The sequence below is a fragment of the Archangium gephyra genome (assembly GCF_042230915.1).
Classification (GTDB): domain Bacteria; phylum Myxococcota; class Myxococcia; order Myxococcales; family Myxococcaceae; genus Archangium; species Archangium gephyra_B.
In genome coordinates this window covers 1,334,503-1,354,497 of record NZ_CP102578.1, presented here as the reverse complement: position 1 = coordinate 1,354,497, position 19,995 = coordinate 1,334,503, and the positions used below count along the sequence as shown (strand labels likewise).

Here is a 19,995-nt window from a genome sequence, read left to right as displayed (position 1 = left end):
GGTTATCAAAGGGCGACGGCGGGCCGGGACCGGGTTAAATCAGTTCCGACATGAACGACTGGCACCCCACCACCGTGGCGGCCGTCCTCCCGGCCGCGGAGGGCCTCACCGAGCTCGTCCTGGACATCGGCGGAACCCCGCTGGTGGGGACGCACCGCACCCCGGGGCAGTACGTGCGCCTGGCCCTGCCCGAGGTGGGGGAGGGGCTGTTCGCCATCGCCTCGGCGCCGGAGCCCTTTGGCACCCGCTGGGAGTTCCTCCTCAAGGGGGGCAGCCCGCTGGCGGATACGCTGGTGACGCTCGCGCCGGGAGCCCAGGTACACAGCTGGCGCCCCGAGGGCCGGGGCTTCCCCCTGGTGCAGGCGCGAGGCGGGAACCTGCTGCTGTTCGCCACGGGCTCGGGGATTTCCCCCATCCGCTCCGTCATCGAGAGCATCCGCCAGGAGCGGAGCGCCTACGGGCGTGTGACGCTGTACTTCGGGGCGCGCACCCCGCAGGCCTTCGCCTACGAGGACGAGCTGCACCACTGGGAGGCGGCGGGCATCCGCGTGGTGCGCACGGTGAGCCAGCCGGGCGCGAGCGGCTGGCAGGGCCTCACCGGCTACGTCCAGGCCCACCTGGGCGAGGAGCCGGTGGAGGAGACCCTGGCCTTCGTCTGCGGCCAGTCGGGCATGGTGCAGGGGGTGATCGACACGCTGCGGGACCGTGGACTGCCCCGCGAGGCCATCCACCTCAACTACTGAAGAGCCCACGATGGCGCACACGCCGGAGGACGAGTGGCTCTGGGGCTGGGATGAAACACCCGGCATCGTCTCGGTCTGGGCGGAGCCCGATGGCCGTGCCTTCGTCTGGCGGCGGATTCCCCAGAGTGGCTCGCTCGTGCGCGAGGATGTGCGCTTCCGTCCCTGGCTGCTCCTGGCCTCGCTGGAGGACCTGGCGCACCTCGGCGCGAGGCTCCGCCCCGAGAGCGAAGGACCCGCGCCGCACCGGGTGACGTGGCAGGAGCTCGAGGGTCCCGGCGCGCTTCGCTACCTGGTCCGCGCGGAGGATGGGCGTGCACTGGCCTCGGCCGTGCTCCAGGGCGCCTCGCGCAGACTCGGCCACTCCATCGGAAACCTGCGGGAGCTGGGCGCCCAAGCGGTGCTCGCGCTTCCCCCCGAGGAGCAGTACCTCGTCGCATCGGGGCGCACGTACTTCCGCGACCTCCGGTTCGATGACCTGCGCCGCATGCAGTTGGACCTCGAGACCACCGGGTTGAACCCCGCGCACGACCGCATCTTCCTCGTGGCCATCCGGGACACGGACGGCAGGGCCGACACCCTGGAGGTCCATGGCGATGGCGATGCCGCCGAGGCCGATCTCCTCCAGCGGCTGGTCGCGCGGGTGCGTGCCATCGACCCGGACGTGCTCGAGAATCACAACCTGCACGGCTTCGACCTGCCCTTCCTCGCCCACCGGGCGCGGGTGCTCGGCGTGACGCTCGCGCTGGGACGCGCTGGCATACCGGGCCTGCGGCAGCGCCCCGCCGCAAGAGGCGCCGCCCCTGGACGTGGGGGCCCCGGCCACGATGCGATGCGCCGCGCGCGGTACACGGTTCCCGGCCGCGAGTTCATCGACACGCTGGACGCCGTGCGGCGGCACGACTTCTCCACGCGGGAGCTGCCGGGCCACGGGCTCAAGGCCGTCGCGCGGCACCTGGGCCTCGCGGGCCCGGAGCGGGAGCACATTCCCGGGGCCCGGGTGCACGAGGTCTTCGGCACCGACCCCGAGCGCGTGCGGCGCTATGCCCGCGACGACGTGACGGAGGCCGCCGGACTGGCTCGCATGCTCGGCGGAGCGGCCTTCGCACTGGCCCGCATGGCACCCCGCCGCTACGAGCGCCTCGCGGACGCGGGGCCCGCCACCGGCGTCATCGACCCGCTCCTCGTGCGCGCCTATCTCCGGGCGGGGGCCGCACTGCCCACCCATGAGCCCGGCGATGGCACACCCCACAGCGGGGCGGCGCTCCACCTGTTCGCCACGGGCGTGGCCCGGCACGTGGTGAAGGCCGACGTCGCCAGCCTGTACCCCTCGTTGATGCGCCAGTACCGCATCGGCCCTCGGAGGGATCGGCTCGGCGTGATGCTCGCGCTGGTGGACCGGCTCGTGGAGCAGCGGCTCGCGGCCAAGGCCCGTGCGAAGGCCGCGGCCCCCGGCTCGCCGGAGCGGCACACGAATGAGGCGCTCTCCGCGGCGATGAAGATCGTCGTCAACTCGGCCTACGGCTACCTGGGCGCGGGCGGGCTCACGCGCTTCGCGGACGTGCACGCCGCCAACGAGGTGACGCGGCGCGGGCGCGAGGTGCTGGCGCAGATCTGCCAGGAGCTGGCCCGGCGCGGCGTCACACTGCTGGAGGCCGACACGGACGGCGTGTACTTCTCCGTGCCGGACGGCTGGGGCGAGGCCGACGAGCGCCGGGTGGTCTCCGAAGTGGCGGCCCTGCTGCCCCCCAAGGTCCGCCTCGAGTTCGACGGACGCTATGCCGCGATGCTCTCGCATGAACCGAAGAACTACGCGCTGCAGCCCTATGACGGGGCGCTCATCCTGCGCGGCGTGGCGTTCCGCTCCAGCCGGGCCGAGCCCTTCGGCGAGGACTTCCTGCGCCGGGCACTGCGCTGCCTGCTCGCGGGAGACATCCCCGGCGTGCGGGACATCTATGTCGAAACCGTGATGGCGCTGCGCCGGCGGGCACTGCCAACCCGGAGCGTGGCGGCACAGGTGCGGCTGACGAAGACGCCGGAGCAGTATCTCGCCGCGCGCAGGCGCGAGCTGCCCTACGAGGCCATGCTGGCGAGCGGGCGGAAGCACTGGGCCTCCGGCGAGCAGGTGCGGGTCTACCGGGCGGTGGGCGGACGCGCGGGACTGCTGCCCGAATCCGAGGCCGGTGAGAATGAGAGCGATCCCCGGGACTATGACGCCGACTTCTACGCCCGGCAGTTACGCGAGACGTTCGCGGCCCGGCTGGTGCGAGCGCTGACGCCCGAGGACTTCGCGGCGGTGTTCGCCGATCCCGAGCAGCCCTCGCTCTTCGCGCCGTCGCTGGCGGATGCCCGGCCGGTGCTCACCGTGCTGGACGAGCCCGAGAGTGAGCAGCCTCGGTCCGAGAACCCGTGGATGTCCCCTCTCCCTCTGGGAGAGGGCTGAGTCCCTGGGAACATGCGCTGATGACCGCGGCCATTTGCTGACAACCGCGGCCATTTCCCCTCGCCCTCCGGGAGAGGGACGGGGTGAGGGTATCGGGTGAACCCGGGTTGAACCCTCTGTCCCCAGTGTGGGCCACGGGCTGGAGAACGGGTTCGGGCACCCTCACCCCAACCCTCTCCCGAGGGGAGAGGGAGTACGTCACCGCTCCACGGTGGGGGCGGCGTAGCACACGGGGAAGAGGGCCGCGGCCGGATCGCTCTCCTGGTTTCCGGCGGCCTTCTGCGGCGTCCACGCGGCCACGCCCACCAGCCGCCCGTCCGGGCTGAAGCGCACCCGGCGCACGGACCAACCGAACTTCCGCTCCGCCACCGGCGACTCCTGCCCTTCGCGCCAGACGTACAGCTGCTTGTCCCAGCCACCACTCACCAGCGAGCGCCCATCCGGGGAGATGCCCGCGGAGGCCACCACGCCCCGGTGCGCCGTCCACTTCCGCAGCACCTGGCCCGAGCCCGCGTCCACCAGCGCCGCGGCGTTCCACTCGGCGGGCGGCTCCACCAGCCCCTTCTTCTCGCGCTCGTAGACAGTGCGGTTGCGCTCGGCCTTCGGCTCGGAGAAGGCCACCCCCAGGCGGCGCCCGGCCGCGTCGAGCGTCACGTCATTCACGTGCGCCTCGAAGGTGAACCCGGTCCGCGGGGCGAGCACCAGCCCCCGCTCCTCCTGCCGCACCTGCGCCGCAGCCTTCAGCGTGAAGACGGCCTCGCCCGTGGCGTCGTCGAAGGCCACGTCCACGCGCTCGGCGAAGGGCGCACCCAGCACGCCGCCCACGCCCGGAGGCAGACACGCGTCACACACCGCCACGTCCAGGCCGTCCAGCTCCAGCCCCTTGAGGCGCAGCCGCTGGCCGCGGGCCACCCGCGCCAGCGTGGAACCGAGCGCCGTGGGCAGCGACACCGTCTCCTGCAGCATGGCCGTGTCGATGCCGGCCTCCGCCGCCGCCTGCGTGCCGAGCACCAGCGCCGGAGCGCGCGCATCCAGCGCGAAGGCCACCGGCGACTTCCCATTGAGCGTCCCGCCCACCACGGCGAAGCCACCGCGCCGCTCGAAGCGCACCCGCGCCTGCTCGCGCCGCAGCGCCTCCTCGCGCGCGTCGAAGACTCGGATGCGCTTGTCCCAGCTCCCCGAGTACAGCGTCCCGTCCGGCGCGAAGACGAGCGCGCTCACCCGGTCCGTGTGGGGCCGCGCCTCGAAGGAGAAGCCCAGGTCCACCACGCGCAGCACGGTGAGCAGCCCCTGCGCGCTGCCCGCCACCAGGTAGCCACCGGCCGGGTGGAAGGCCACCGCGGTGAGGGGCTCCTCGGTGCGCAGACTCGCCTTCAGCGTGCCCGTGGCCGCGTCATAGAGGCGCACCATGCCGTCCCAGCCCGCGCTCGCCAGCAGCGAGCCGTCCCGGGAGAAGGCCAGCGCCTCCACGTCGAAATCGGTGGAGTTGATGCCCTGCTCCACCACACGCGCCAGCGAGGGCCGCAGCGTCCACAGGGCCAGTTGGTACTCGCGCGCGCCCAGGTGCGAGTAGGCCACGCGCGAGGACTCCGGCGAGAAGGCCAGCGTCCAGACGAAGTCCCGGCGATCGAGGACGGCGCCGTCCTCGAGGCCCACCACCTCACCGGCGAGGTGGCCGCCCGGCGTGGACTCCAGCCGGTAGGCGGTGTCCGGCGCGAGCACCGGCGCGGCGTGCCGGCACCCCGCCAGCAGCAACAGCCCCAAGAGCCACGGCGCACGAGGCGCGGCGGCCCTCACGAGCCACCCAGCGCCGCCGACTGCTCCGGAGGCACCTCCGTCACACCCTTGTTGCTCACCGAGAGCAGGAAGAGGGGCTTGCGCGCCTCGCGCTTGTCATCGAAGGACGTCTTGCCCGTGGCACCGTCGAAGTCCTTCACGTTGGCCAGCGCCTCGCGGAACTCCCCGCGGCTCTTGGGCGCCTGCTTCGACTCGAGCAGCTGGCGCACCATGCGCGCCGAGTCGTAGCCATAGGCCTCGAACAGGCCCGGGTCCCCGTTGTTCGCCTGGCGGTAGGCCTTCACGAAGCGCTGCGTGGCCGGCCGCTGCGAGTCCACGAAGAAGCCGTCCACGTACACCGAGCAGGTGACGAACTTGCCCCCGCGCTCGACGAGCTCGGGCAGGCCGCTGGCGCCCTTGCCGCTGTTCCACGCGTTGGTGCCCAGCAGCATCACCGTCTTGAGATCCTTGCGGCCCGTCGTCTTGCGGATGCGCTCCAGGTCGCGCGCGTCGCACGCGTTGGTGACGATGTCCTCCACCGCCAGCGCCGGAGCCACCAGGCTCACCCGCTTCCACTCGTCGGGGATGAAGATGGCCTCGAAGTCGATGATGGGCGGCACCTCGCCCTTCATCTTCTCCATCGCCTTGCGCTTGCGGAACGCGTCCTTGCCGGTCGTCTCCTTCTGCACCTCGCGCACGCCCTCGAGGTAGTCGAGCCGGTCCTCCAGGTAGTAGCGGCCCACCAGCTTCTTGGCCTCGGTGGTGAACGTCGTCTGGTCGTGGTCGTACGTCTCGGCGCCGCGCACCTGGCCGCCGTTGGCCACCACGCGGTCCCAGAAGTCGTTGGCCAGCTCCACCCCGTACGTCATGTTGGGGTAGAGCATCGCGAAGCTCTTGAAGCCCTTCTGCTTCATCGCGAAGTCGGCGATGGCCTGCGCCTGCGCCGAGTTGGTGAGCATGTTGCGGAAGACGAAGGGCCCGATGCCGGTGATGTCCTCCTGGCGCGTGAGCGTCAGCAGCGGCACCTGCAGCTCCTCGGCCAGCAGCGCGGCGCGGCGGGACTCGTCCACGGTGATGGGGCCCAGCACGGCGATGACGCCCTCGTCGAAGGCCAGTTGCTCCATGGCCTGCCCGGTGACGTTCACGTCCCCCTGGGTGTCCTTGACGATGAGCTCGATGTCGCTGCCGGCCAGGGCCAGCTTCACCCCGCGCAGCACCGCCTCGCCCACGGCCTTGTACTTGCCAGACAGGGGCAGCAACACGCCCACCGTCTTCGTCTGCACCTCCACGCGGCGGGTGGCGCGCGCGAGCAGCTCGCGGGCCTGTCCGGCGAACGGGTGGTTGGGCGCCTCCGCCAGAAAGCGGTTGAGCGTCTCCTCCAGCCGCGTCCAGTCGCGCAGGTGGTAGTAGATGCGGGCCAGCTTGAAGCTCAGCACCGGCCAGGCGGGGTTGGCCGGCGACAGCTCCTCCATGATCTGCGCCACGTCCATGAAGCCCGCGCGGCCCTCCACCAGCTGCTGCACCCGAGCCACCGCGGCCTGCTGCGCCTCGGGCGTCTGGGCGTTGCCGGCCAGGTCCACCGAGATGCGCAGCGCCTGCCCGAACAGGCCCGCCTTCTCCGCGGCCTTCGCGGCGTCCTCGAGCAGCTGGGTGCGCTCGGCGCCCTCGGCGCGCTCGGCGAGGCTGTAGAGCGTCTGGTACGCGTCGCGATAGGCCCCCACCTCCAACGCGGCCTTGCCCAGCCGGCGCTTGGCCTCGGTGGCCTGCGGATGGAGCGGGTTCTCGAAGAGCAGCTCGTTGAAGCTCTTGCGCGCGTTGGCGTAGTCCTGCGCGTCATAGAAGAGCACGCCGGCCCGGTACAGGGCCTCCTGGCCCGCCGTCGTCTGCGGGTACGCCTTGCGCACCGCCAGCAATCCCTCGGCGGCCTGCTTGCGCGGCGCCGTCTCGGCCTGCTGGATGGCCTGGGCGAGCGCCTGGTCCGCCTGCGCGTCCTTGCGCGCCTCGACGGAGGGCCTCGACGGGAACGGGTCTCCCTGGGGGACGTCTTCGGTGCGGCCCTGACTCGAGGAGCCGGACGAGGTGTCAGGGGAAGAGCCACCGCCCGTGGCGGAGGTCGTCTTGCAGGCGGACATCAGCAGCACCAGCGCGAGCAGCAGCGCGCGGCGCGGAGAGGGGCGAACATCCATGGTGTGGGTGTGCATAGCAGTGGGGCGCGCCTCCGTCGACAGTCGAGCGGGGGGGACATTCCCCACGCCCTCTGGTGGGTTTTGCACCAGACGTGCCGCCCTGGTGCCCCGGGCGCGGAGGCCTCGGAAGGGGGGCCCCCGTGGGCCTTGGGCCACGGGGGTGTGTGCCTGGGTACTCGCCTGCCCGGCGGCCGGTGGAGAGGGCGCCTCCCAGGACTGGACCGGGGCCGGGCTCTCCCAGGGAGGGAGGCGTTGCGGTCCCCTCCCCCCATCCCAACCGTTAGGGCTTGGACGTTCACACCCAGGAGCGGATGACCATGACCGGCAAGGAACGGCTGCGGGAGGGCTACGGGAGCACGAGCGAGCAACGGCAGCGCAACCTGGAAGGCGACGGCTTCGAGGAGCGGGCGCCCCACACCCCGGAGGAGAGCGAGGCCACCCGCGCGCCGCCCGACGAGGGCGGGCATGTGGTGCACGTGAATGCCCTGCCCGGGCCGCTCGACACGGAAGACGGGGACTGAAGCAAACGAACGGAGCCAGTCATGTCTCGAACCAGGATTCGTGCGGGAATGGTGGTGCGCTGCCACGATGGCGAGCCGCTCGGACGCGTCATCGCCGTCGACGATGAGGGCTTCGTGCTCGAGCGCCGCGTGGTCGTCACGCGCGAGCACCGGGTGCGGCTCGAGGAGGTGCAGGCGCTGGACGAGCACGGCGTGGTGCTCACCCCGGAGCATGGCCACCCGAAGGCGCGCCTGGAGGCGACGGACCTCGTGGAGGTCTTCTGGTCCTCGCGGCGCGCGCGCGACGAGCAGAAGTCCCTGGAGGAGCGGGAGGCACCGGAGACGCTCGCCTCGCACCAGATGGTGGCCGCGACGGAGCACGGCGAGGCCCACCCCGTCCAGGTGGAGCGCGGCACCGTTGCGCATCCCCGCTACGTGCCCATGTCCGAGGAGGAGCCCCGCAGGAGCGCGAGCGCCCCCGAGGAGCCACGCGACGCCGACCCGTCGCGCGCCTCACCGGCCGATCCTCCGCCGAAGCGCTGGATGCGCGGGCCCTGGAGCCGCGGCGTGAAGCTGCCTCGCGTGGAGACCGTGAGGCACTACGCGACCCATCCGCTGGAGGCGGCGACCTCACTGCTCGGTCTGCTGCGCGGAGAGAAATCCAGCTTCCGCCACTGAGCGGATGCGGCACCGGATTCCTGGAGTTGCGGGATAGGCATTGCTGGGAGCGCGTGCTAAAAGCCCTTGGGCTTTGGCACCGTCCTCCTCGTTCGACTCCTCCTCGCTCCTCGAGCTGTCGCGCCGCCGTGCCGAATCCCAGCCAGAGGAACTCGCGTACACCTTCCTCGTCGATGGTGAGACCGAGGAGGCACACCTCACCTACGCCGGACTGAACGCGCGCGCACGGGCTATCGGCGGACTCCTGCAGGAGCTGGGAGCACGGGGCGAGCGGGTGCTGCTGCTCTACCCGCCCGGGCTCGACTACGTCACGGCCTTCGTCGGCTGCATCTACGCCGGAGCCATCGCCGTGCCGGCCTACCCGCCGGACCCGATGCGCCTGGGACGGACGCTCCCGAGGCTCGAGGCGCTCATCTCCGACGCGCGCGCCCGCTTCGCGCTCACCAACGGCTTCATCCGCTCCATGGCGGACGGGCTGGCCGAGCAGTTCCCCGGACTGGCCGGGCTCAAGTGGGTGGCCACCGACGAGGTGCCCGCGGACGCCGCCAGCGCCTGGAAGGACCCGGGCCTCACGCGCGAGTCGCTCGCGTTCCTCCAGTACACCTCGGGCTCCACCGGCACGCCGCGCGGGGTGATGCTCAGTCACGGCAACCTGCTGCACAACTCGACGGCCATCCAGCGCGGCTTCGAGCCCTCGCCCGGGAGCGTGGGCGTCATCTGGCTGCCGCCCTACCACGACATGGGCCTCATCGGCGGCGTGCTCCAGCCGCTGTTCGCCGGCATCCCCGTGGTGCTGCTCTCGCCGCTGGACTTCCTCAAACGGCCCGTGCGCTGGCTCGAGGCCATCTCCCGCTACCGCGGCACGCACAGCGGCGGGCCGAACTTCGCCTACGACCTGTGCGTGCGGAAGACCACGCCCGAGCAGCGCGCCGCGTTGGACCTGAGCACCTGGAGCCTGGCCTTCAACGGCGCCGAGCCCGTGCGCGCCGCCACGATGGACCGCTTCGCCGAGGCCTTCGCCAGCTCCGGCTTCCGCCGCGAGGCCTTCTACCCGTGCTACGGACTGGCCGAGGGCACCCTGCTCGTCACCGGTGGGCGCAAGGGCGAGCTTCCCGTGGTGCGCGACTGGAAGCAGGAGGGCTCCGAGCGCGTGAGCCAGCTCGTGGGCTGTGGCACGAGCGTGATGGACCAGGAGCTGCTCATCGCCGACCCCGAGACACGCGTCCCCGTGCCCGAGGGCCAGCGCGGTGAAATCTGGGTGCGCGGCGGGAGCGTCGCCCAGGGCTACTGGGGCCAGCCCGAGCAGAGCGAGCAGACCTTCCGCGCCCGCCGGAGCGACACCGGCGAGGGACCCTGGCTGCGCACCGGAGACCTCGGCTTCCTCTCGGGCGGCGAGCTGTTCGTCGCGGGCCGCATCAAGGACCTCATCATCCTGCGCGGGCGCAACCTCTACCCGCAGGACTTGGAGCAGACCGCCGAGGCCAGCCACCCCGCGCTGCGTCCGGGCTGCTCCGCCGCCTTCGGCCTGGAGACGGACGGGCAGGAGCAGCTCGTGCTCGTCCACGAGGTGGACCGCGCGAAGCTCCCGGAGCCCTCCGAGGCCGTGGACGCCATCCGCCGCGCCGTCGCCGAGCAGCACGAGGTGGCACCGAGCCGCGTGGTGCTCGTCCCCGCGGGCCACATCCCCAAGACGTCCAGCGGCAAGATTCAACGCAGCACCTGCCGCGCCATGTACCTCGCGGGCGAGCTGGAGCTCGTCACGGAGAGCGCCGCGCCCCAGGCCGCGTCCACGGCACAGGCCGAGCCGCCCGCCCTCACCCGCGAGGCCCTGCTGAGCGCCTCGGAGACGGAGCGGCACCGGCTGCTCGGCGAGCACCTGCGGCACCGGCTGGCACGCGCCCTCGCCGTGCCCGCCTCCGCGCTGGATGAGGCGCGGCCCCTCACCGCGTACGGCCTGGACTCCATCCACTCCATCGAGCTGAAGGGCGCGCTGGAGGAGGAGCTGGGCATCCACCTGCCCGTGGCGCTGCTGCTCGATGGCGCCAGCCTGGGCACCCTCACCACCCGCGCGCTGGAGGCCCTGCACCCCGCGCCCTCCGCCCCGCCGCCCCTCGAGCCCGCCCACCACGGCCCCCACCCGCCCCTCGCCTACGGACAAGAGCGGCTCCTCTTCCTGGACCAGCTCGCGACGGGCAACTCGGCCTACAACGTCGCCGCGGCGGTGAAGCTGGAGGGACGGCTCGACGTGGAGGCCCTGGGACGCGGGCTCGCGGCCATCCTCCGCCGGCATGACTCGCTGCGCGCCCGCTTCCCCTTCGTGGACGGCAAGCGCGTGCAGGTGCTGCTCCCCGCGGAGCAGGTGCCGGACCTGGGCCCGCTCGCCGGAGAGGGCGCCCTCGTGGACCTGTCCGGCCTGCCCGAGGCCGGGCGCGAGGCCGAGGCCACCCGGCTCACCACCCTGGAGGCCCGCCAGCGCTTCGACCTGGAGCGCGGCCCGCTGCTGCGAGCGAAGCTGCTGAAGCTCGCCCCGGAGCGGCACCGGTTGGTGCTCTCCGTGCACCACATCGTCTCGGATGGCTGGACCATGGGCGTGCTCGTCCGCGAGCTGGGCGCCCTCTACCCCGCCTTCGCCGAGGGCCGCCCCTCGCCCCTGCCCGCCCCGCGCGTCCAGTACACGGATTACGCCGCGTGGCAGCGGCGCTGGCTGGAGGGCGGCACGCTCGCGGCCGAGCAGTCGTGGTGGAAGGAGCACCTCACCGGCATGCCTCCCCTGCTGGAGCTGCCCGCCGACCGGCCCCGCCCCGCCACCCAGTCCTTCGAGGGCGCGCGCCACCCGCTGACGCTCTCCGCGCCCCTCACCGTGGGCCTCGAGCAGCTCGGACAGGCCGAGGGCGCCACGCCCTTCATGGTGCTGCTCGCCGGCTTCCTCGTGACGCTCCACCAGCGCACCGGCCGGACGGACGTGGTGGTGGGCACGGACCTCGCCAACCGCGAGCACCCGCGCACCCAGCAACTGGTGGGCCTCTTCGTCAACCAGCTCGTCCTGCGCGTGGACCTCTCGGGCAACCCCACCTTCCGGCAGGTGCTCGCCCGCGTGCGGCAGGTGGCGCTCGGGGCCTACGCGCACCCGCACGTCCCCTTCGACAAGCTCGTCGAGACGCTCCGCCCCCCGCGCGACGCCCGCTACAACCCGCTCTTCCAGGTGATGTTCGTCCTGGAGAACGCGCCCCTGCCCGCGCTGGAGCTGCCCGGCCTGCGCCTGGAGCTGCTCGAGCTCGATGACGGGGGCTCGCCCTTCGACCTGTCGGTGCTGCTGTCGAAGCACGGGGGCGTGCTGGGCGGCGTGCTGCGCTACAGCACCGCGCTCTTCGATGGCGCCACCATCGCCCGGCTCGGCGAGGGTTATCAGGCCGTGCTCTCGGCCGCCGCGCAGCGCCCGGACGCCACGCTGGAGGAGCTGCGCGACGTCCTCACCGAGCACGAGCGGCAACACGAGCGCGCCCGGGCCGAGGAGCTGAAATCCAAGCGGCAGGACCTGTTCCGCAACGTGCGCCGCAAGACCGACGTCCCCTCTCCCTCTGGGAGAGGGTCAGGGTGAGGGTCTTCCTCACGGTGACTCTCGGGCCGACCACCCTCACCCCCCGCCCTCTCCCAGAGGGAGAGGGAGCATGCGCAACAAGGGAAGGCACACCATGAAGAAGGCACTCCCCCAGGTGAAGCGCCGGGAGGTGGCGGAGTCCGGCGAGGACTGGGTCCGCTTCGAGCCGCTCCAGCCCGGACTCTCCCTCCCCGTGCTCGCCCGGCCCACGCTCCCGGGCGTGGACCTCGCCGACTGGGCCAGCAAGCACCGCGCGCGCGTCGACGAGCACCTGCACCGCCATGGCGCCGTGCTCTTCCGCGGCTTCGACATCGCGTCCGCCGAGGCCCTGGAGCGCGCCATCCGCGCCGTGGCCGGCGAGTCCCTCCCCTATGAGGAGCGCTCCTCGCCGCGCTCGCAGGTGAGCGGCAACGTCTACACCTCCACGGACCACCCGCCCGCCGAGCACATCTTCCCGCACAACGAGCAGTCCTATAACCAGGCCTTCCCCCTGCGCCTCTTCTTCTGCTGCGTGACGCCCGCGCGGGAGGGAGGCCGCACGCCCCTGGTGGACTCGCGCCGCGTCTTCCAGCGCCTGCCGCCCGAGGTGCGCGCCCGCTTCCTGCAACAGGGCTACACGTACGTGCGCAACTTCGGCGGCCAGTTCGGCCTGAGCTGGCAGACGGCCTTCCAGACGGAGTCGCCCGCCGAGGTCGAGGCGTACTGCCGCCGCAACCACATCCAGTTCGAGTGGCGCGAGGGCCAGCGGCTGAGGACGCGCCAGGTGCGCCGCGCCGCCGGGCTCCACCCCGTCAGCGGCGAGCCCGTGTGGTTCAACCACGCCACGTTCTTCCACGTCTCCACGCTGCCTCCCGCGGTGGCCTCGGCGCTGCTCGCGGAGTTCGGCGAGGAGGACCTGCCCAACAACACCTATTACGGCGACGGCTCGCCCATCGAGCCCGAGGTGCTGGAGACGCTGCGCGCGGCCTACCACGCCGAGACGGTCTCCTTCCCCTGGGAGCGGGGAGATCTGCTCGTCGTCGACAACATGCTCGCGGCGCACGCGCGCACGCCCTTCTCCGGCCCGCGCGAGGTGCTCGTCGGCATGGCCCGCCTCTTTCCCTGGGACGGCGTGCGCCCCGTCCCCGCCCACTCCTAGGAGACTCCGCCTTGTCCTCCTCCAACGGCTTCCGTCTCTCTCCCCAGCAGGCCCACCTCTGGGCCTGGCTCACCTCGAGCCCGGACACGCCCTACCGCGCGCAGTGCGTGGTGGAGCTGCGAGGCCCGCTGGACAAGCCGCGCCTCGAGCGCGCCGCGCGGGAGGTCATCTCCCGGCATGAGATCCTCCGCACCACGTACCGCCGGCTCCCGGGCACCGAGGCCGCCGTCCAGGTCCCCGGGGACGTACCCGCCACCGTGCTGCAGGAGCTCGACTGGACGGGCGCTCGCGCCCAGTGGTGGAGCTCATTGCTGGAGGACCTGCTGCTCGGCCCGTCCGAGAACCCCTGGAGCCACACGCCCGAGAAGCGCGCACCCGAGGAGCCGGGCGGCCTGTGGCTGGCCACGCTCGGTCCCGAGCGGCACCTGCTGGTGGTGGACCTCCCGGCGCTCGCGGCGGACCGGAAGGGACTGGCCTGTCTCGTCCGCGAGCTCGCCGGAGCCTGGGCGGCGCAGGGAGGCGGCGAACCCCTGCCCGAGCCCGCCATGCAGTACGCGGACGTCTCGGAGGTGTTCCAGCAGCTCCTCGAGTCCGAGGACGCCCAGGACGGCCGGCGCTACTGGGAGGGCCTCGAGTTCCCCGCCCCGGGCACCGGAACACCCGTGCCTGCCTTCAATCCCAGACCGTGGCGGCCGAGGGAGCTGCCCCCCGGACTCACCGCTTCGGTGATTGCCGCGGCCGGGCGCATCGGCGTGCCGGTGCCGACGTTCGTGCTGGCCTGCTGGCAGCTCCTGCTGGCCCGCCACTCCGGATGCCTCGAATGGTCCGTGGCGGTGCGCTTCGATGGCCGCACCTACGAAGGACTGGATGAGGCGATCGGCCTCTTCGAGCGCTACCTCCCGCTGCGCTGCGAGGTGCGCGCGCACGCCCGCTTCGCCGATTTCGCCCGCGAGGTGGCCCGGTCCACGCAGGACACCATCGCGTGGCAGGAATACTTCGACGTGGCGAAGGCCCCCTTCTTCCCCTTCGCCTTCGAGGACTTCACCTGGCCCGAGGAGTTCCACCAGGACGGCCTCACCTTCACCCCCCGGCGGATGAGCGCTTGCACCAGCCGCTTCGAGCTCAAGCTGAGCTGCGGACAACACCAGGGGATGCTCGACCTGGAAATCCAGGGGGACGGCTCGCGCTACTCCAGTGAGGTGCTGGGAGAGCGGCTGCTGGCGCTGCTGGAGGCTGCCGCCACCGGGCCGGAGCGCACGCTGGAGTCCCTGCCGGTGATGGGTTGGGCGGAGCTGCGGCGGCTGGAGTCCTTCCACCGCACCGAGCGTCCCTACGACACCACGGGCAGCTTTCCCGAGCGCTTCGCCGCCGTGGCCCGGAGCACCCCGGACGCGCTCGCGGTGGCCTTCGAGGACGAGCGGCTCACGTTCTCCCAACTGGCCTCCCGCGCCCACCGGCTCGCGTGGCACCTGCGCTCGCTGGGCGTGGGACCCGAAACGCGCGTGGGCCTCTTCCTGGAGCGCTCCGTGGAGCAGGCCGTCGCCCTGCTCGCCATCCTCCAGGCCGGCGGCGCCTTCGTGCCGCTCGATCCGCTCTACCCCCGCGAGCGCCTCGGCTCCATGCTCCAGCAGGCCGACGCGCGGCTCGTCGTCACCCGCGCCCACCTCCAGTCCCTGCTCCCCGAGGGCGTGGCCACGGCCGTCCTCCTGGACTCCGACGCCGAGCGGATCGCCAGCGCTCTGGACACCGCGCCGGACGTCACCATCGCGCCCGAGCAGCTCGCCTACGTGCTCTTCACCTCCGGCTCCACGGGCAGGCCCAAGGGGGTGATGATCCAGCACCGCTCACTGCTCAACCTCGCGGCTACCCTGCGTGACACCGTCTACGAGGGCCGTGGCCCCGGCCTGCGCGTCAGCCTCAACGGGCCGCTCGTCTTCGATACTTCCGTCAAGCAGTGGGTGCAGCTCCTCAACGGCCACTCGCTGCACATCGTCCCCGAGGAGGCCCGCATGGATGCATCGCGGATGCGCGGCTTCGTGCAGCGGCAGGCGCTCGACGTGCTGGACACCACGCCCTCGCTGCTGGCGCCCCTGCTGGAGCAGGGCCTGGGCCGCGAACCGGACTTCTCCCCCGCGCTCGTGCTGGTGGGCGGTGAGGCCATCACCCCGGGCACCTGGACGGAGCTGCGCGCCCGCTCGCGCACCCGCTTCGTCAACATGTACGGCCCCACCGAGTGCACGGTGAACGCCACCACCTGCCCGGTGGCCGACGCCCCCGAGCCCACCATCGGCGGGCCGCTCGGCAACGTGCGCGTGCACCTGCTGGACGCGTACCTGCGTCCGGTGCCCCCCGGCTTCCCGGGCGAGCTCTATATCGGTGGCACGGGCGTGGGCCGTGGCTACATCGGCCGGCCCGAGCTCACCGCCGAGCGCTTCATCCCCGACCCGTCCGGCACACCGGGCTCGCGCCTCTACCGCACGGGAGACCTCGGCCGCTGGCGCGAGGACGGCCGCATCGAGTTCCTCGGCCGCGCCGACCACCAGGTGAAGCTGCGCGGCCTGCGCATCGAGCTGGGGGAAATCGAATCCGTGATGCGCACCCACCCCGAGGTGGGCGAGGTCATCGTGGTGCTGCGCGAGACGCAGCCCGGCGAGCAGCACCTCGTGGGCTACTTCGTCCCGCGCCAGGGCCTGCCTCCGGGTGCCGAGGCCCAGGGACACGAGCTGGCCCACCAACTCCGGGGCCTGCTGCGGCAACTGCTGCCCGAGTTCATGGTGCCCTGGGCCCTGGTGCCGCTCGCGCGCCTGCCACTCACGCGCAACGGCAAGGTGGACCGCGCCGCGCTACCCGACCCGCGCACCGCCACGCGCGAGTCCGATGTCCCCTACGAGGCACCCACCAACCAGCTCGAGCAGACCATCGCGGGCATCTGGCAGGAGGCCCTCAAGACGGACAAGGTGGGCCTGCACAGCAACTTCTTCGACCTGGGAGGGCACTCGCTCCTGATGGTCCAGGTGCACGAGAAGCTTGCCGCGGCCTTCGGCCGGCGCTTCTCCATGGTGGAGCTCTTCCAGCACCCCACCGTCGCCGCGCTCGCCCGGCACATCGGCCAGGCGCAGAGCGGAGCGGCGGCGGCCTCCGGACAGAGCCAGCAACGGGTCGAGGACCGGGCCCAGAAGCAACGTCAGGCCATGCAGCAGCAGGCCCTTCTCATCAAGGCGGGCAGAGGCCGGAAATGAGCCCTCGTTGACGGAGCGGACCCGCCGGAGCCGGTCAGGAGCAACTGGTCCAACAGTCGGACCAGTTGGTGAAGCGCATGGCCGGGAGGTCCGCCGGGCGCGGTCTTCCCAAAGTTGTCCAACTGTTGGACAAGTTCGTGAAGAGCGCGCCCGGGAGGCAGCCCCGGTTCGAGGCTCGTGGCTCAGGCGCTCGCGGAAGCGGAGACCCCAGCCATCGCCGCCGGCACGGGTGCCGGAGCCGGAGTCGGAGTCACCGTCGCCCTGCGCGGCTGCAACGCACGCCGCAGCTTGGCCACCAGCACCTCCGGGTTGACCGGATACGTGAGGACGTCGTCCGCGCCCGCATCCAGCCCGGCCTCCACCAGTCCCGGGTCCTCCGGGGGTGCCAGCACGAAGATGGGCAGCGAGGCCGTCTCCGCCGCGGAGCGCAACGAGCGCGTGAGCTCGGCCCCGTCCCCATCCGGCAACCGCGAGGCCACCACGAGCGCCTGGCTGCCCTGTGACAGCAGCACGCGCGCCCGTGCCGCGGAGTCGGCGAGCACCACCCGCACCCCGTCCGCGAGGAAGCGCGCCTGGAGCGCCGAGGCCCGCGCCACGTTGGGCTCGGCGAGCACCACCGTGTGCGAGGCACTGTCGCCCAGCACCAACTCCATCACCTCGGCGGAGAGCGCCTCCAGGGCCGCCGCGGGCAACCGCCCCTCGGCGCGCAGCTTGACGAGCGACTGCGACGCGGCGGCAGCCCCCAGCATCGCCGTGCCCGCGACCTCCAGCAGTGACACCGCCGCGGCCAGGGCCTGCGTGGCCTTGTCCGCCTTCTCCGTCAGCGGCGCCGCGTCCCGGGTGCACGCCCCGATGAGCCCGGCCAGCTCGCCCGCGTCCCGGCCGAGGATGGCGCGCATCGACTCACACGACGGCCGGGTGAAGCGCTCGCCCGAGCCCGACTCCTGGAAGGCCGCGAGCGCCAGCGCATAGGCCACCGCGGAAGCACGCTCGGCCTCCGCACGCCCCGCGCCGAGCCGCCGGGCCACGCGCCGGGCCAGCTTGGCCAGTGCCGCGCCCTGCACGCCCACCCCACCGAGCGCCGCGAGCGCCGCGTCCACCACGCGTGCATGCAACCGCGCCGCGCGGCTCAACGGACCCGCCTCGCCCCCGAGCGCCTCGGCCAGCGAGGGCAGCACGCGCACCTCCATGGAGGGCGCCACCGTCATCAACCGCGCCACCACCGCGGGCGCGTCCTGCACCGTGTCCGCGGCCACCAGCGCCACCTCGGTGCCGCCCAGGGCCATGGCCTTCTCCACGTCCGCCGCGCTGCTGCCCGAGGCCGCCACGCCCTGACGCGTGAGCAGCCGCACCGCCGCCTCGCGCAGCTCCGCGTCGTCCGACACCACCAGCATGGTGCGCGCCAGCGAGGCCGGCGCGGGCGTCGCGCGCAGCACCGGCGGCGCGGGCACGGGCGTGGGCTCGAGCACCGGCGGCGGTGAGGCGGGCGGCGGCGTGGGTGCCGCCGAAATCTCCTCGAAGGCGGACTCGTCCAGCAGGCGCTCGCGCGTGCGGGTGTGCTTGTCGGCGTAGGGGGTGACCCCCTTGTCCGACTCCGAGCCCGCCAGCGGCATCATGTTGGACCAATCGTCCATCTGGTCCGGGTCATCCCCGCGGTAGAAGCGGCCGATGGCGCGGCGGATGGCGCCCTCGGTGGCGTAGATGCCCCGCACGGGGCAGCCGGTGATGAACTTCAGCTCGTCCAGGCGGGCCAGGTCGCGTGGCTCGCGCATGGCGCACACCAGCTCCTTGGACTGCTGGGCCACGGGCACCGCCTCGAGCCGCTCGGCCTTCTCCAGCGGCAGCAGCGCCAGCAGCGCCTTGGGCACCGGCATGGTGCGCAGCACCTTGTCCGAGACGAACGAGATGCCTCCCTGCTCGCTCAGGGCACGGACCACGTCCTCCTCGGAGACGATGCCCTCGGCGACGAGCAGCTCGCCGATGCGTCCACCGGTGCGCTTCTGCCGCTCCAGCGCGCCCTTGAGCTGCGTCTCCGACAGCCTGCCGGAGGCCACCAGCATCTCCCCCAGCTTGCGGCGCGCCGGGCGCATCACACGCGTCTGCGTCTGCAGGGAGAGAGAGGTGTTGAGGCCAGGCTGCGTCCCCGTGCGCGCACCGGCCGGAGGACCCACCGGCATGGTGAGGGAGGTGTTCCGGGTGCCGGGCTGCGCAGGCACCTGCATGGTGAGGGAGGTACCCGCGCGCGCCTCGGGCGGCGGAGGCGGCGGCGTCAACCGGCCTGGATCCGTCACGGCCCGCGTCACGGGAATCGAGCCCGTGCCCGGACGAGGCCCACCCGGGAAGGGCGGGCGCGAGCGCACCGAGGTGAGCGTCGGCGGGCGCTGCAGCCCCGCGTCGGAGCCCAGGCGGATCTCCTCGCCCCGTACCTCGGTGGCACCCTCCAGTGGCGAGCGGCGCTCGGGGAAGCAGCGCGAGAAGAGCGCCGCCACGTCCTGCGGGCCCACGCGCAGCCGGTGATCGAAGAGGAAGTTCTGCAGCGCGTCCGAGATGTCCCGTGCCCGCTGGAAGCGCGCGGACGGCTCCGGTGCCAGCGCCCGGGTGACGATGCTCCAGAGTGCCGGCGGCACGCCCGGCACCGGCGCGAGGCTCTTCACATCGAACTGGGCGATGTTGCGCAGCGTGAGGAAGTAGTCCGGCCCGCTGAAGAGCTGCTTGCCCGCCAGCAGCTCGTACAGCATCAGGCCGATGAGGAAGAGGTCCGCGCGCTGATCCACCTCCGCGCCCTTCACCTGCTCCGGCGCGAGGTAGCCCGCCTTGCCCTTCACCACGCCCGCCTGGGTGCCATTCTGCGCGTTGGCCGCCTTGGCGATGCCGAAGTCCGCCAGCTTCACCTCGCCGCTGCTGGCCACCATCACGTTGGACGGGTTGACGTCCCGGTGGATGATGTTGAGCGGCCGGCCCACGGCGTCCGAGCGCCCATGCGCGTACGCCAGGCCCTCGGTCACCTGCTGGACGATGAAGCACACCTCGCGCATGCCCAGCGGCACCTGGTTGCCCGCCGCGCCGCGCTGCACCGCGCGCAGGTTCTCCCCGTCCACGAACTCCATCACCATGTAGTACTGGCCGTTGATGGAGCCCAGATCGAACACCTGCACCACGTTGGCGTGCTGCAGACAGACCGTCAGCTTCGCCTCGCGCAGGAACAGCTCCACGAACTCCCGGTCCTGCGCCAGCGACGGAAGGATTCGCTTCACCGCGACCGGCTTCTCGAAGCCCTCGGCCCCGACCACCTTGGCCAGGAACACCTCCGCCATGCCGCCTGCTGCCAGCTTGCGGATGAGTCGGTATGTGGCCATGCCGGCACCTCCCCCATCTCCCTTGGTTGCGTGCTCGGTATGGGCACGGGGGGGCGGGTTGGTGAGCCCCCTTCGCCTCGGGACGTGATGAACGTCCACCCGGCGGCACTCGGGTGACGCACCGCGCCCCCGGGGCGTTCACGGGTGGTCAGCCGCCCTGGCCTCCAGGGCCGGTGGGGCCCTCTGCGGCACGGGCGCAGGTGGCGGCACATGCGCCTCCACTCCGAAGCGCCCGTGTCCGGTTGGATCAGAAAATTCGCGCCCACGCCGAGCGGCTCTCGTCATCCGCCCCGGCGAGCACTACCTCCACGTCGCTCGGTGACAGGGGGTGGATGATGCGC

General features: G+C 72.5%; 10 protein-coding genes. 7 read left to right on the top strand and 3 right to left on the bottom strand.

Annotated features, from left to right (window positions below):
- Positions 1-50 precede the first annotated feature (50 nt).
- Positions 51-743 carry an NAD-binding oxidoreductase gene (locus tag NR798_RS05570; RefSeq protein WP_375770369.1) on the top strand — a complete coding sequence of 231 codons (693 nt, stop codon included), beginning with the start codon at positions 51-53 and terminating at the stop codon, positions 741-743.
- A gap of 10 nt (positions 744-753) precedes the next feature.
- Entirely contained in the window at positions 754-3,183 is a 2,430-nt protein-coding gene (locus NR798_RS05565) for a DNA polymerase domain-containing protein (RefSeq protein ID WP_375770368.1), read from the top strand.
- A gap of 198 nt (positions 3,184-3,381) precedes the next feature.
- On the opposite strand, the gene NR798_RS05560 is transcribed toward NR798_RS05565, so the two are convergent.
- Together NR798_RS05560 and NR798_RS05555 are read right to left on the bottom strand one after the other, a co-directional pair.
- On the bottom strand, positions 3,382-4,980 hold the full coding sequence (locus NR798_RS05560; protein ID WP_375770367.1) for a WD40 repeat domain-containing protein: 1,599 nt from the start codon (positions 4,978-4,980) through the stop codon (positions 3,382-3,384).
- Positions 4,977-7,145, bottom strand: a complete 2,169-nt coding sequence (locus NR798_RS05555) for a penicillin-binding protein activator (RefSeq protein WP_375770366.1) — start codon at positions 7,143-7,145, stop codon at positions 4,977-4,979. The genes NR798_RS05560 and NR798_RS05555 overlap by 4 nt, the downstream gene beginning before the upstream one ends.
- A gap of 317 nt (positions 7,146-7,462) precedes the next feature.
- Here NR798_RS05555 and NR798_RS05550 point away from each other — a divergent pair, with 317 nt between their 5' ends.
- The 5 genes from NR798_RS05550 (at position 7,463) to NR798_RS05530 (ending at position 16,298) form a co-directional block, all read left to right on the top strand.
- Complete coding sequence (locus NR798_RS05550; protein ID WP_375770365.1) at positions 7,463-7,666, top strand: hypothetical protein; 204 nt, start codon at positions 7,463-7,465, stop codon at positions 7,664-7,666.
- Between the two features lie 21 nt (positions 7,667-7,687).
- Positions 7,688-8,323, top strand: coding sequence for a hypothetical protein (locus NR798_RS05545; protein WP_375770364.1), 636 nt, complete (start codon positions 7,688-7,690; stop codon positions 8,321-8,323).
- A gap of 73 nt (positions 8,324-8,396) precedes the next feature.
- Positions 8,397-11,921, top strand: coding sequence for a condensation domain-containing protein (locus NR798_RS05540; protein ID WP_375770363.1), 3,525 nt, complete (start codon positions 8,397-8,399; stop codon positions 11,919-11,921).
- A 94-nt stretch (positions 11,922-12,015) separates the two neighbouring features.
- Complete coding sequence (locus tag NR798_RS05535) at positions 12,016-13,059, top strand: TauD/TfdA family dioxygenase (RefSeq protein WP_375770362.1); 1,044 nt, start codon at positions 12,016-12,018, stop codon at positions 13,057-13,059.
- An 11-nt stretch (positions 13,060-13,070) separates the two neighbouring features.
- Positions 13,071-16,298, top strand: a complete 3,228-nt coding sequence (locus NR798_RS05530) for an amino acid adenylation domain-containing protein (RefSeq protein WP_375770361.1) — start codon at positions 13,071-13,073, stop codon at positions 16,296-16,298.
- A 182-nt stretch (positions 16,299-16,480) separates the two neighbouring features.
- Here the strand turns inward: NR798_RS05530 and NR798_RS05525 are convergent, their stop codons facing one another.
- Positions 16,481-19,654, bottom strand: coding sequence for a protein kinase (locus tag NR798_RS05525; RefSeq protein WP_375770360.1), 3,174 nt, complete (start codon positions 19,652-19,654; stop codon positions 16,481-16,483).
- Positions 19,655-19,995: the final 341 nt, after the last annotated feature.

Coding starts and splice junctions, on each gene's coding strand:
- NR798_RS05565 (WP_375770368.1), top strand. CDS start 754: ATGGCGCACACGCCGGAGGACGAGTGGCTCTGGGGCTGGGATGAAACA.
- NR798_RS05535 (WP_375770362.1), top strand. CDS start 12,016: ATGAAGAAGGCACTCCCCCAGGTGAAGCGCCGGGAGGTGGCGGAGTCC.
- NR798_RS05525 (WP_375770360.1), bottom strand. CDS start 19,654: ATGGCCACATACCGACTCATCCGCAAGCTGGCAGCAGGCGGCATGGCG.
- NR798_RS05550 (WP_375770365.1), top strand. CDS start 7,463: ATGACCGGCAAGGAACGGCTGCGGGAGGGCTACGGGAGCACGAGCGAG.
- NR798_RS05545 (WP_375770364.1), top strand. CDS start 7,688: ATGTCTCGAACCAGGATTCGTGCGGGAATGGTGGTGCGCTGCCACGAT.
- NR798_RS05555 (WP_375770366.1), bottom strand. CDS start 7,145: ATGGATGTTCGCCCCTCTCCGCGCCGCGCGCTGCTGCTCGCGCTGGTG.
- NR798_RS05570 (WP_375770369.1), top strand. CDS start 51: ATGAACGACTGGCACCCCACCACCGTGGCGGCCGTCCTCCCGGCCGCG.